This is a genomic window from Streptomyces sp. WM6386 (assembly GCF_000972385.1).
In the GTDB taxonomy this organism is placed as follows: domain Bacteria; phylum Actinomycetota; class Actinomycetes; order Streptomycetales; family Streptomycetaceae; genus Streptomyces.
The window spans coordinates 1-12,142 of sequence record NZ_JXTE01000121.1; the positions used below are offsets into that span (position 1 = coordinate 1).

Here is a 12,142-nt window from a genome sequence, read left to right on the forward strand (position 1 = left end):
GCGCCGCCAAAGTCAGCGCGCCACGTTCCTTGTGTGCAAGCAGCACCGCCCGCACCTCGTCGGCGTACCGCGCAGCCGCATGCACCGCCGGCAGCCCCGCCGGCTCCGGCTCCGGTCGCACCCGGCACGGCACGGTCCCGCTCAGGACGGCACGGCACTCCGGACAGAGCACCGTGCGAGCCCTCCCGCAGCCTCCGCACTCGGCCGGCAGCACCAGATCGGTCAGCTCCTGCCACCACCCCCGCATGCCCACCACTGTGCCAACGCCCGCGCCACCCGGCCACCCCTGTGGACAACCCCCTGTGGACAACTCCCCCGCACTGCTTGGGAGCCGGTCCGAAACCGCCCACCGCACCGACCCGGGCCTCACCGACCCCGCCGCACTACCCGGGATAGACCGGCGCCGTCCCGTCCTTCACCACCTGCTGCCACTTCGCCCCGGACAGAAGCCGGACGATGCCGTCCTCCTCCGAGTACGCCATCAACGGCTGCTGCTCGTCCTCGGACGAGGCCAGGGCCTTCACACCCGTCAGCGCGGCAGGCGCCGACCCCACCGGAGTGGAGCCGTCGACCTGGACGTACGCCATCTGCTGCACGCCACCTTCCTCGCGTCCCACCACCACGAGCCTGCTGTCCCCAGCCCACGACATGGCGGTGACCTCCACCAACTGCGGTGCCACCGAGCGAGGTTCGACGACCGCGATGGGCTTCTGCCCGCTCGCCTTGTCACCGCGCTCGATCCGCCCGACGTAGAGGGACTTCTTGCCGCCCTTCTCCACGATGAGCGCGATCCGCACTCCGTCGGCGGCCATCCGCACCGCGTCGATACGTCCGTCGAGCCCCGCGGTGTCGACCTCGATGGGCTCGCCCGCACCCTTCTTCAGAAGCAGCAGCCGAGGGTGGTCGGGATCGCGGTCGGCCACCCACAGGTCGCCCTCGCCGTCCCAACTGGGCGTGGTGAGCCGGTCGTTCTGCGTCTTGCCGTCGCTGTGCAGGACCGGTTCGCCGAGCGAGGCACCCGACACCAGCGACCCGACGTACAGGTCGCGGCCGTCGAGGGACACCCCGGCCGCCTTGCGCTCGTCCCTGGACACCGCGGCCGACCGCAGCTCCTTCTCGGCCTCACCGAGCGCACCGGGCACCGCCGCGAAGGACTCCGGGTTGGTGCTCGCGCTCGCCAGCCTGACGAGGCGGTGCTTGTTGTCGATGAAGTACTGGTAGCCGTCCTTCGTGATCTCGTGCACCACCGCGTTCTCGGCGGCGCTCTCGTCGAGGGGGTCGCAGAGCTGTGTGCCGTCGGAGCGCTGCAGTTCGACCGAGCTCACCCCGGTGGGGGTCAGGTCCCGCAGTGTGAACAGGAGTTGGGCGGCCATCTCCTGGCACTTCTTCGAACCGACCCGGTCCGCCTTGGCATTCAGCGGCACCGTCAGCCGGTTCTGGTCGTCGGGCGTCAGCTGGGTGACGTCCTTCTTCAGTGCCGTACCGGTGGGGAAGCTCGACCTGACGACCGGGTTCAGCCAGCGAGAGGGCCCGGCGAGCAGCAGGCTCACGGTCTGTGTCATCGGGTCGACCTTCTTGCGCACATAGACGGGGTCGGCGACGGCCACCGGCTGGCCGTCCGACTCGGTCGAGGAGTTCGAGGCGAAGTAGTACCTGTTGACCGACGTGTAGTTACGCAGGAAGTCCGACTTGCCCATGACCACGCCCGGCGGCGGGGAGTCGATGCGCCACTGCTTGGACTTCTTCTCACGCACGAGGTGCAGCAGCCAGTCGTACTGGCCGCCGGCGGGCGAGTACACCTGCTGTCCGTCCACGGTGGCGACCTTCTTGCCGGTCAGCGAGAACACGGCGTCGGACGAGTCCTTCCCGCCGCTCGAAAGCTTCTCGGACGAGTCCGGCCCGTCCGCGAGCACCGTGAGCGACGCCTGGGGCTTCCATGTCCGCGCGACGTCGGCGCTCAGATACTTTCGCGCCGTCTCGAAATTGGAGTCGTCGCTGGTCAACGCCTCTAGAAAGCCGTCCACGATCTCCGGCGCCTCGGCGTTCTCCCGGGGCGGCAGCGCGTAGACCCGTACCTGCGGGTCCTGGCGCGGCGTGGACTCCACCCCGCGCAGGTCCCCGCTGTCCGGCATCGAGGCACACCCCGCCAGCAATACGGCGCCGCAGGCAACCGACACCACCGTGCGCACCGGCCCCCGCCGGCCGCCCCCCACGCGGTCAGCGCCCACGACTTGCCTCCCCTTGCTTGTTCCGGTCCTCAGGACCGCCGTTCCGGGCATCCGAGGACTGCGAGTCCGCGACGCCCGTGTCGTCCGCCGGCCTGACTCCCCCGCTGGGGCGCGGGACCACGCGCGCGCCGTTGCCGGGCAGCGCCGTCGGATCCGCGGTGGGGGCGGCGGACGGCCTCGGCGCGAGCGGCGCCGGCTCGCTCGATGTCTGCACCGGCACGGTGGCGCGCTTCTCCCCGTCCCCCGCCCGCGGCAAGCCGGCGTCATTAAGTCCACGATTGCGGCGCGAGTCCTTGGGCTCCAGCGGTATCGGCGAGCCCCGCAGCGGCTCGTCCGCCGTCCTGGGCAGCGTCAGCCGGAACTGCGAGCCACCACCCGGCTCGCCCCACGCCTGGAGCCAGCCGCCGTGCAGCCGCGCGTCCTCCAGAGCGATGGACAGCCCCAGACCCGTACCACCGGTGGTACGCGCGCGTGCCGGGTCGGCCCGCCAGAAGCGGCTGAAGACCCGGGTCGCCTCACCGGGCTTGAGCCCTACGCCGTAGTCGCGCACCGCGACCGCCACCGCCCCGCCCGCCGCGGCCAGCTTGACCACGACCTCCTTGCCCTCGCCATGCTCCACGGCGTTGACGACGAGGTTGCGCAGCACCCGCTCCACACGCCGGGCGTCGGCCTCGGCGACGACGGGCTGCTGGTCGCCCAGTACCCGTATCCGCGTGCCCTTGCGCTCGGCGAGCGGCGCAGCCCCGCTGACGACCCGTTGCACGACCACCCGCAGGTCGATCGGCTCCGCCTCCAGCGCCGCCGCACCCGCGTCGAACCGGCTGATCTCCAGCAGGTCGGCGAGCAGCGACTCGAACCGGTCCAACTGGTCGGCGAGCAGCTCCGCCGACCGCGCGGTCACCGGATCGAAGTCCTCCCGCGCGTCATGGATGACGTCAGCGGCCATACGTACGGTCGTCAGCGGGGTCCGCAGCTCGTGCGACACGTCGGACACGAACCGCCGCTGCATCCGCGACAGGTCCTCCAGCTGCTGGATCTTCAACTGAAGGTTCTGCGCCATCTTGTTGAAGGCCTCACCGAGCCGGGCGATGTCGTCCTCGCCGGTGACCTTCATACGTTCCTGCAGACGCCCCGCGGACAGCCGTTCGGCGATCCCGGCCGCCATCCGCACCGGCGTGACGACCTGACGCACCACCAGCCAGGCAATGGCCCCGAGGAGTACGACGACGAAGAGCCCGGCCGTCGCCAGCGTCCCCTTGACCAGGCTCAGCGACTTCTCCTCCTGGGTGAGCGGGAAGAGGTAGTAGAGCTGGTACGGATTGGTGTTCGGATCGTTGACCTGCTTACCGATGATCAGCGCGGGCTGCGACTCCTGGCCGTCGGTGTACACGATCCGGGTGTAGCTCTGAGCCGGCAGCATGCTGCTGTCGACGCGCTCCCGCAGATCCTCGGGCACGCTCCCCGTCGGGAACACATTGCCGGAGGCACGCGGACCGCGCCCCCCGCTGTCCCCGCCCGCAGGCAGCGTGACGACGTCGAAGGCGCCCTGGCCGCCGCTGGAGAGGGACTCCACGAGGTCGCCCATCCACTGGCTGACGTTCTGGTTGGTACGCCCGTCCGCGCCCGCGGCGTCCTCGCCGCCCGCGCTCACCGCCGCGTCGGCCTTCTGCTTGGCCACCGAGAAGCCACCCGTGGCCTGGCTCTGCGACGCCTTCACCTTGGCGTCGAGCAGCCCGTTGCGCACCTGCCCGATGACGACGAAGCCGAGCAGCAGCACCACACCCAGTGACATCAGCAGCGTGGTGACGACGACCTTGAGCTGGATGTTGCGCCGCCACAGCCGCATGACGGGCAGCAGCGGCCGGCGCACCCAGCGCATGAACAGCCTCAGGACCGGGCTGCCCTGAACTCCGCCCTGCAGCAGCCCGCCCTCGAACAAGCGTCCCCAACGGGAGCCCGACGTCTTCCGGCCGACAGGCCGCTCCGCACGGGCCCCGGTCCGCCCGGGCGACGAAGCGGCACTGTCTCCGGACATGTCAGCTGGGTCCTGCCTTGTATCCCACGCCACGAACGGTCACCACGATCTCGGGCCGCTCCGGGTCCTTCTCGACCTTGGAGCGCAGCCGCTGCACATGCACATTGACCAGACGGGTGTCGGCGGCATGCCGGTAACCCCACACCTGCTCGAGCAGCACCTCACGGGTGAACACCTGCCACGGCTTACGCGCCAGCGCGACCAGCAGGTCGAACTCCAGCGGCGTCAGCGCGATCGACTGCCCGTCCCGCTTCACGGAGTGACCGGCCACGTCGATGACGAGGTCGCCGATGGAGAGCTGCTCGGGCGCCGGTTCCTCCGACCTCCGCAGCCGCGCCCGGATACGGGCGACGAGCTCCTTCGGCTTGAACGGCTTCACGATGTAGTCATCGGCACCCGACTCCAGGCCCACGACGACATCGACGGTGTCGCTCTTCGCCGTGAGCATCACGATCGGCACCCCGGACTCCGCCCTGATCAGGCGGCACACCTCGATGCCGTCCCGACCGGGCAGCATCAGGTCCAGGAGCACCAGATCGGGTTTGGTCTCACGGAATGCGGCCAGCGCCTTGTCGCCGTCGGCTACGAAAGACGGCTCAAAACCTTCACCACGCAGCACAATGCCGAGCATCTCGGCCAGTGCGGTGTCGTCGTCGACGACAAGGACTCGTCCCTTCATAAACGCCATCATCCCATTCTCATAACAGTGACAGAGGCGCTGGTGAGCAGGGTCACTGGCCCGTGACGATAGTCGTACCAGGTCGTCACTGTCTGCCCCCGTCCGGCGACGTCGGTGTCAGTAACGGCTGTCAGCTACCCAGCGTAGGCGCACCTTCACCTCACGGTCGGCCCTACCGCTTTCGGCCGGGCATCGCCCGCCATCGGACCACTAGCCGATCGTCACGTCGCGCGACCTGGCGCACAGCTCCTCCAGCGCCTCGGCCGTCACCGGCGAAACAACACCCTCCTCCGTGACGATCGCCGTGACCAGCTCGGGCGGCGTCACATCGAACGCCGGGTTGTACGCCTGGGTCCCCAGCGGCGCCACCGGCATCCCGCCCCCCGCTCCCGTCACCGGCACCTGCGGCGCGGCGACCTCGGTCACCTCGAACCCGGGGCGCTGCTCGACTTCGATGGAAGCCCCGTCCGGCGTGTCCGGGTCCACCGTCGTCACCGGCGCCACCACGATGAACGGCACATGGTGGTACCGCGCGAGCACCGCGAGCGGATAGCTCCCCACCTTGTTCGCCACCGACCCGTCGGCCGCGATCCGGTCCGCCCCGATCAGCACCGCGTCCACCTCCCCCGCCGCGAACAGCGACCCGGCCGCGTTGTCGGTGAGCAGGGTGTACGCCATCCCGCTGCGCGCCGCCTCGTACGCCGTCAGGCGAGCACCCTGCAGCAGCGGACGCGTCTCGTCCACCCACAGGCGCCTCAGCCGCCCCACCCGATGCGCCGCGAGCGCGACCGCGAACGCCGTACCCTCGCCGCCCGACACCAGCGAACCGGTGTTGCAGTGCGTGAGGATCCGATACCCACCGCCGGGCAGCAACTCGTCCAGCAGCGCCAGCCCGCATTCCGCCATCCGTGCACTGGCCTCGGCGTCCTCCCGGTGCAACGCCCGCGCCGCGACCAGCGCCGCCACCGCAGCCTGCCCCGCGTCGCCGCTCCTGGCCAGCTCGGCCCGGTACGCGGCCTGCGCCCGCCGCACGCCGACAGAGAGGTTCACCGCGGTGGGCCGGGCACCCGCGAGCCCGGTCGCGGCCTCGTCCACGTCGAAGCCGCGCGCGGCGGCGAGCGCGACGCCGTACGCCCCCGCGATGCCGAGCACCGGAGCCCCGCGCACGGCGAGCGAACGGATCGCCTCCACCAGCGCGGGCGCGTCCGTACAGACCAACTCGACCTCCTCGGCCGGCAGCCTCGTCTGGTCCAGAAGGACCACGACAGGACCTTCCGGTGGCTCTTCCCAGCGGATCGTCGGTATCTCGGTCGGCCTGCTGCCCTCGCCGGATTGCGCGTACTGATCAGCCATGCGGTCAGTCTGCCCCTTATCCGGCGGACAATTGAAGGTGTGCAGCCGATACCGTGCCCGGTCCCCCGACGACCACCCCATGGCACGATGGCTGCCAGCCTGCCACCGCGACCGCGGACGGGCACCGTGAAGGAGCGACGATGAAAGACACTCCGGGCTGGGCCTCGCCCGGATCTGCCCCGTCCGACGGGCAGGAGCCCGGTGCGTCCGGCCCTGCCGAGCCCGCAGACCGTCCCGACCCCTCGGACCAGCCCGGCACGGACCCGCAGGGCCCCGGCTCGAAGTGGTCCAAGGAGCAGCCGCCACCCGCCCAGTGGTCCGCACCGACCGGACCGGCGAACCCCGGCCAGACCCCGCCGCCCCCTCCGCCCGGCCCGGGCTGGGGCTCCCGTCCCCCGGCGGGCCCCGGCGGTCCCGGTGCCGGCCAGGGCGGATACGGCGGGTACGGCGGCGGCTGGGGAAGTGGCTGGGGCGGCCCTCCGCCGGCGGCCAAACCCGGTGTGATCCCGCTGCGCCCGCTCGGCGTGGGCGAGATCCTCGACGGCGCGGTCTCCACCATGCGCACCTACTGGCGCACGGTCCTGGGCATCTCCCTGACCGTCGCGGTCGTCACTCAGATCGTCGTCATCCTCCTCGAGGGCCTGGTCCTCAACGACGCCAGCACCGCGGCTCTCGACGACCCCAGTGCCAGCGTCGACGAACTGACCCGCGCCCTGGGCGACGCCATGCTCAGCACCGGTGTCGTCTTCCTGATCTCGCTGATCGGCACAATCGTGGCGACCGCCCTGCTCACGACGGTCACCAGCCGCGCGGTCCTGGGCAAGTCGGTGACCACCGGCGAGGCCTGGCGCGACGCCCGACCTCAGGTGGCCAAGCTCTTCGGCCTGATCTTCCTGCTGATCCTCATCGCCGTCGCCGTCGTCGCGGTCGGAGCCCTGCCGGGCATCCTCGCCGCCGTCGCGGGAGCCGGCGACGCGGGAGCAGCCCTCGCCGTCCTCGGCAGCCTCGCCACCGGCGTCGTCGCCCTGTGGCTGATGGTCCGCTTCTCCCTCGCCTCGCCCGCGCTGATGCTGGAGAAGCAGAGCATCCTCAAGTCGCTGAGCCGCTCCGCGAAGTTGGTCCGCGGCTCCTGGTGGCGCGTCTTCGGCATCCAGCTGCTCGCCACACTCATCGCCAACATCGTCGCCTCGATCGTCGTCCTCCCCTTCGCCTTCCTCGCCTCCGCCCTGGACGGCGAGGGCTTCACCGGCCTCGTGAACAGCGGAAGCGATCTCGGCTGGACGTACCTCATCGTCAGCGGCATCGGCTCGGTGATCGGCGCCATGATCACCTTCCCGATCACCGCGGGCGTCACCGTGCTCCTCTACATCGACCAGCGCATCCGCCGCGAGGCTCTCGACCTCGAACTCTCCCGCGCGGCCGGCATCCAGGACTCCGGCCCCGGCACACCCGGCCCCACGCCCGGAGGCTGATGCGGTGAGCCTGACGGGGGGAGTTCTGGCATCGCTGCCGGCGATGCCGAGCGCAGTCGTGCGCGCCGGTGACATCTTCGTGCTGTCGCTGTCGCGCTCCGACGGCGAACCGCCGATCACCATCCCGCGTGATCCCGCGCGCGAGGCGGCGCGACGCGAGCTGTCCAAGCGCCTGTACCACGAGAACGACCCCAGCTGGTTCCAGCGTGCCCTCAACGCCTTCTGGGACTGGGTCGACAAACTGTTCGGCACAGCCGCCACCGCGACCCCCGGCGGCGCGCTCGGCCTGGTCGTCATCATCCTGGCCGTCCTCGCGGTCCTGGGCGCCCTGTGGTGGCGCCTCGGCACCCCACGCCGCGAACCCGCCTCCTCCGCCGCCCTGTTCGACGACCGCCCCCGCAGCGCCGCCGAACACCGCGCCGCCGCAGAGGCACACGCCGCCCAGGGCCACTGGAACCAGGCCGTCCAGGAACGCATGCGGGCCATCGTCCGCTCCCTCGAGGAACGCGCCCTCCTCGACATCCGCCCCGGCCGCACCGCCGACGAGGCCGCCGCGGAAGCCGCCCGCGCTCTGCCCTCCCGCGCGGACCGGCTGCACACCGCCGCCCGCGACTTCGACGACGTCACATACGGCGGCCGCAGGGCGAGCCAGCAGTCGTACCAGCGCATCACCGAACTCGACCGCGACCTGGAACGCACCAAGCCCCAACTCGCGAGCAGCACCCACAGCGCGGCCCCCAACACCCGCCAGGGAGCCGCCGAATGACCACCGAGGCCACCCTCCCGTCCACCTCGGCCTCGCCCACCGCACGCCAGGTATGGACCCGCACGCGAGGCATCGCGCTCGCCCTCGTCGCCCTCCTGGCGGCGGCCGTGACGATTGCCGTGATGCGCTCCGACGCCCGGCACGGCAACCTCGACCCGCGCTCCGCCGACCCCTACGGCAGCCGCGCCGTCGCCGAACTCCTCGCCGACCGCGGGGTGTCCACGCGCGTGGTCGCCACCCTGGACGAGGCACGCGTCGCGGCCGGCCCGGACACCACCCTCCTGGTCGCCTTCCCTGATCTGCTGACGCACCGTCAACAGGCACATCTGCACTCCACGACCACCGAATCCGGCGGCCGCACCATCCTCGTCGCCCCTGGCAGCGCGTCCGTCGGACGGCTCGCCCCCGACGTCACGGCAGACCCCGCCACCAGCGCCCACTCCACGCTCGAACCCGACTGCGACCTGCCTGCCGCCCGGCGCGCGGGCGCCGCCGACACCGGCGGCATCCGCTACACCACCACCCACCTCGACGCCGACTCCTGCTACCCCAGCCAGCGCCTGGCCACCCTGCTGCGCGTCCCGGCGACAGGGGGCGGCGACACCGTCGTACTCGGAGCGCCCGACATCCTCCGCAACGACCGCCTCGACGAGCAGGGCAACGCCTCCCTGGCCCTCCAACTCCTCGGCTCCCGCCCCCATCTGGTCTGGTACCTCCCCTCGCTCTCCGACGCGTCGGCCGCCGACGACGACGAACGCAGCTTCTTCGACCTGCTCCCCTCGGGCTGGCGCTGGGGCACCCTGCAACTCTTCGTCGCCGCAGCCCTGGCCGCCCTCTGGCGGGCACGCCGACTCGGCCCCCTCGTACCCGAAAGACTCCCCGTGGCGATCCGCGCCTCCGAAACCGTCGAAGGCCGAGCCCGCCTCTACCGCAAGGCCAACGCCCGCGACCGCGCGGCCGCCGCTCTCCGCTCCACCACCCGCACCCGCCTCGCCCCCCTCGTAGGCGTACCCGTCGCCCAGGCACACGCGCCCGAAGCGCTGCTCCCCGCTCTGTCCGCGCATCTCCACAACGACGGACAGACCCTGCCCGCCCTGCTCTTCGGCCCGCCACCCAGCGACGACGCAGCCCTCGTCTCTCTCGCCGACCAACTCGACGCCCTCGAAAGAGAGGTACGCCGTTCATGATGCCCCCGACCACTGACAACGCCGGGTACACCGGGGACCCGGACACTGCCCGGGCCTCCCTGGAAGCCCTGCGCGCCGAGATCGCCAAAGCCGTGGTCGGCCAGGACCCCGCCGTGACCGGCCTTGTCGTCGCCCTCCTCTGCCGCGGACACGTCCTACTAGAAGGAGTCCCTGGGGTCGCCAAAACGTTGCTCGTCCGGGCCCTCGCCTCCGCACTCGAACTCGACACCAAGCGCATCCAGTTCACCCCGGACCTCATGCCGAGCGACGTGACGGGCTCCCTCGTCTACGACACCCGATCCGCCGAGTTCTCCTTCCAACCCGGCCCGGTCTTCACCAACCTCCTCCTCGCGGACGAGATCAACCGCACGCCCCCCAAAACCCAGTCGTCCCTCCTCGAAGCGATGGAGGAACGCCAGGTCACGGTCGACGGCACCCCGCGCCCGCTCCCGGACCCCTTCCTGGTCGCCGCGACCCAGAACCCGGTGGAATACGAGGGCACCTACCCCCTCCCCGAAGCCCAGCTGGACCGTTTCCTCCTCAAACTCACCATCCCCCTCCCCTCCCGCCAGGACGAAATCAACGTCCTCACCCGCCACGCCGAAGGCTTCAACCCCCGCGACCTGCACGCCGCCGGCATCCGCCCGGTAGCAGGCCCCGCAGACCTGGAAGCCGCCCGAGCAGCGGTCGCGAAGACGACCATCTCCCCCGAGATCACGGCCTACGTCGTCGACATCTGCCGCGCCACCCGCGAATCCCCGTCCCTCACCCTCGGTGTCTCCCCCCGGGGCGCCACGGCCCTCCTCGCGACCTCCCGCGCCTGGGCCTGGCTGACGGGCCGCGACTACGTCATCCCCGACGACGTGAAGGCCCTCGCACTCCCCACCCTCCGGCACCGCGTACAACTCCGCCCGGAGGCCGAGATGGAGGGCGTGACAGCCGACTCCGTGATCCACGCGATCCTCGCCCACGTCCCCGTCCCCCGCTGATGGCACTCACCGGACGCGCCGCACTCCTCGCGGCCCTGGGCTCGATCCCCGTCGGCATCTGGGAACCCGGCCTGACGGGCCTCCTCGCCGTGAACGCCCCCCTGGCCCTGGCCTGCGCCTGCGACTTCGCCCTCGCGGCCCCCGTACGCCGCCTGCGCCTGACCCGCTCCGGCGACACGTCCGTACGCCTGGGAGAGACGGCCGACGTCACCTTGACGGTCACCAACCCGTCCAACCGCCCGCTCCGAGCCCACCTCCGCGACGCCTGGCCCCCCAGCAGCTGGCTCCCCGGCACAGAGACGACGGCCTCCCGCCACCGCCTCACGGTCCCCGCCGGTGAACGCCGCCGCCTCACGACCCGACTACGTCCCACCCGACGAGGCGACCGCCAGGCCGACCGCGTGACGATCCGCTCCTACGGCCCTCTCGGCCTCTTCTCGCGCCAAGGCACCCACAACGCCCGCTGGACGGTACGCGTCCTCCCCCCGTTCACCAGCCGCAAGCACCTCCCCTCGAAGCTCGCCCGCCTACGCGAACTCGACGGCCGCACCAGCGTGCTCACCCGCGGCGAGGGCACAGAATTCGACAGCCTTCGCGAATACGTCCCCGGCGACGACACCCGCTCCATCGACTGGCGCGCCACAGCCCGCCAGTCCGCGGTCGCCGTACGCACCTGGCGCCCCGAACGCGACCGCCACATCCTCGTCGTCCTCGACACCGGCCGTACGTCAGCCGGCCGCGTGGACGACGCCCCACGCCTCGACGCCTCCATGGACGCGGCACTACTCCTGGCAGCACTCGCCTCCCGCGCCGGCGACCGCGTCGACCTCCTCGCCTACGACCGCCGGCTACGCGCCCTGGTCCAGGGCCGCACAGCAAGCGACGTCCTACCGTCCCTGGTCAACGCAATGGCGACACTCGAACCGGAACTCGTCGAAACAGACGCACGAGGTCTTACGGCCACTGCGCTCAGGACGGCCCCACGCCGCTCCCTGATCGTGCTGCTGACAACCCTCGACGCCGCCCCGGTCGAGGAAGGACTGCTTCCCGTCCTCTCCCAGCTCACCCAGCGGCACACCGTCCTCGTGGCATCCGTGGCCGACCCTCATGTCTCCCGCATGGCCAAAGCCCGCGGAAACACCGACGCCGTCTACGAGGCCGCATCAGCCGCACAAGCACAGAGCGAACGTCATCGCACCGCGGAACAGCTGCGACGTCACGGTGTCACCGTCGTCGACGCAACACCGGATGAGCTGGCGCCGGCACTTGCGGATGCCTATCTGGCCCTGAAGACGGCGGGACGTCTGTAATTCAGAAAAGGAGGGGCTTGAAACAGAAAAACCCCCGTGCCGATAGGCACGGGGGTTTTCTCAAAATTTGTTCGGCGGTGTCCTACTCTCCCACAGGGTCCCCCCTGCAGTACCATCGGCGCT

At 71.1% G+C, this 12,142-nt stretch carries 9 protein-coding genes and 1 pseudogene; 5 read left to right on the top strand and 5 right to left on the bottom strand.

Features of this window, described 5'->3' with window-relative positions; translation table 11 throughout:
* The 5 genes and pseudogenes from TN53_RS48730 to mtnA form a co-directional block, all read right to left on the bottom strand.
* Positions 1-247: pseudogene (locus TN53_RS48730) on the bottom strand (ComF family protein); the annotation flags it as partial.
* 136 nt (positions 248-383) lie between these two features.
* Positions 384-2,228: an LpqB family beta-propeller domain-containing protein gene (locus tag TN53_RS39280; RefSeq protein ID WP_046263639.1), complete on the bottom strand. Its 1,845-nt coding sequence runs from the start codon at positions 2,226-2,228 to the stop codon at positions 384-386.
* On the bottom strand, positions 2,218-4,263 hold the full coding sequence (gene mtrB / locus TN53_RS39285) for an MtrAB system histidine kinase MtrB (protein WP_095046973.1): 2,046 nt from the start codon (positions 4,261-4,263) through the stop codon (positions 2,218-2,220). The genes TN53_RS39280 and mtrB overlap by 11 nt, the downstream gene beginning before the upstream one ends.
* Position 4,264: 1 nt before the next feature.
* On the bottom strand, positions 4,265-4,954 hold the full coding sequence (gene mtrA / locus TN53_RS39290) for a two-component system response regulator MtrA (protein WP_199924729.1): 690 nt from the start codon (positions 4,952-4,954) through the stop codon (positions 4,265-4,267).
* 198 nt (positions 4,955-5,152) lie between these two features.
* Positions 5,153-6,295 carry an S-methyl-5-thioribose-1-phosphate isomerase gene (mtnA, locus tag TN53_RS39295; protein WP_046263642.1) on the bottom strand — a complete coding sequence of 381 codons (1,143 nt, stop codon included), beginning with the start codon at positions 6,293-6,295 and terminating at the stop codon, positions 5,153-5,155.
* Between the two features lie 140 nt (positions 6,296-6,435).
* Here mtnA and TN53_RS39300 point away from each other — a divergent pair, with 140 nt between their 5' ends.
* The 5 genes from TN53_RS39300 to TN53_RS39320 are packed head-to-tail and all read left to right on the top strand — an operon-like array spanning position 6,436 to position 12,019.
* A complete protein-coding gene (locus TN53_RS39300) occupies positions 6,436-7,767 on the top strand; it encodes a glycerophosphoryl diester phosphodiesterase membrane domain-containing protein (RefSeq protein ID WP_046263643.1) in 1,332 nt (443 codons plus the stop codon).
* A 43-nt stretch (positions 7,768-7,810) separates the two neighbouring features.
* Positions 7,811-8,533 carry a DUF4129 domain-containing protein gene (locus TN53_RS39305; protein WP_046263644.1) on the top strand — a complete coding sequence of 241 codons (723 nt, stop codon included), beginning with the start codon at positions 7,811-7,813 and terminating at the stop codon, positions 8,531-8,533.
* Positions 8,530-9,720 (top strand): DUF4350 domain-containing protein, encoded by a 1,191-nt coding sequence (locus TN53_RS39310; protein WP_046263645.1) that lies wholly within the window; start codon positions 8,530-8,532, stop codon positions 9,718-9,720. Before TN53_RS39305 ends, TN53_RS39310 begins: the two co-directional genes overlap by 4 nt.
* Positions 9,720-10,709 carry an AAA family ATPase gene (locus TN53_RS39315; protein WP_095046974.1) on the top strand — a complete coding sequence of 330 codons (990 nt, stop codon included), beginning with the start codon at positions 9,720-9,722 and terminating at the stop codon, positions 10,707-10,709. The genes TN53_RS39310 and TN53_RS39315 overlap by 1 nt, the downstream gene beginning before the upstream one ends.
* Positions 10,709-12,019, top strand: a complete 1,311-nt coding sequence (locus tag TN53_RS39320) for a DUF58 domain-containing protein (protein ID WP_046263647.1) — start codon at positions 10,709-10,711, stop codon at positions 12,017-12,019. Before TN53_RS39315 ends, TN53_RS39320 begins: the two co-directional genes overlap by 1 nt.
* The last annotated feature ends 123 nt before the right edge of the window (positions 12,020-12,142 follow it).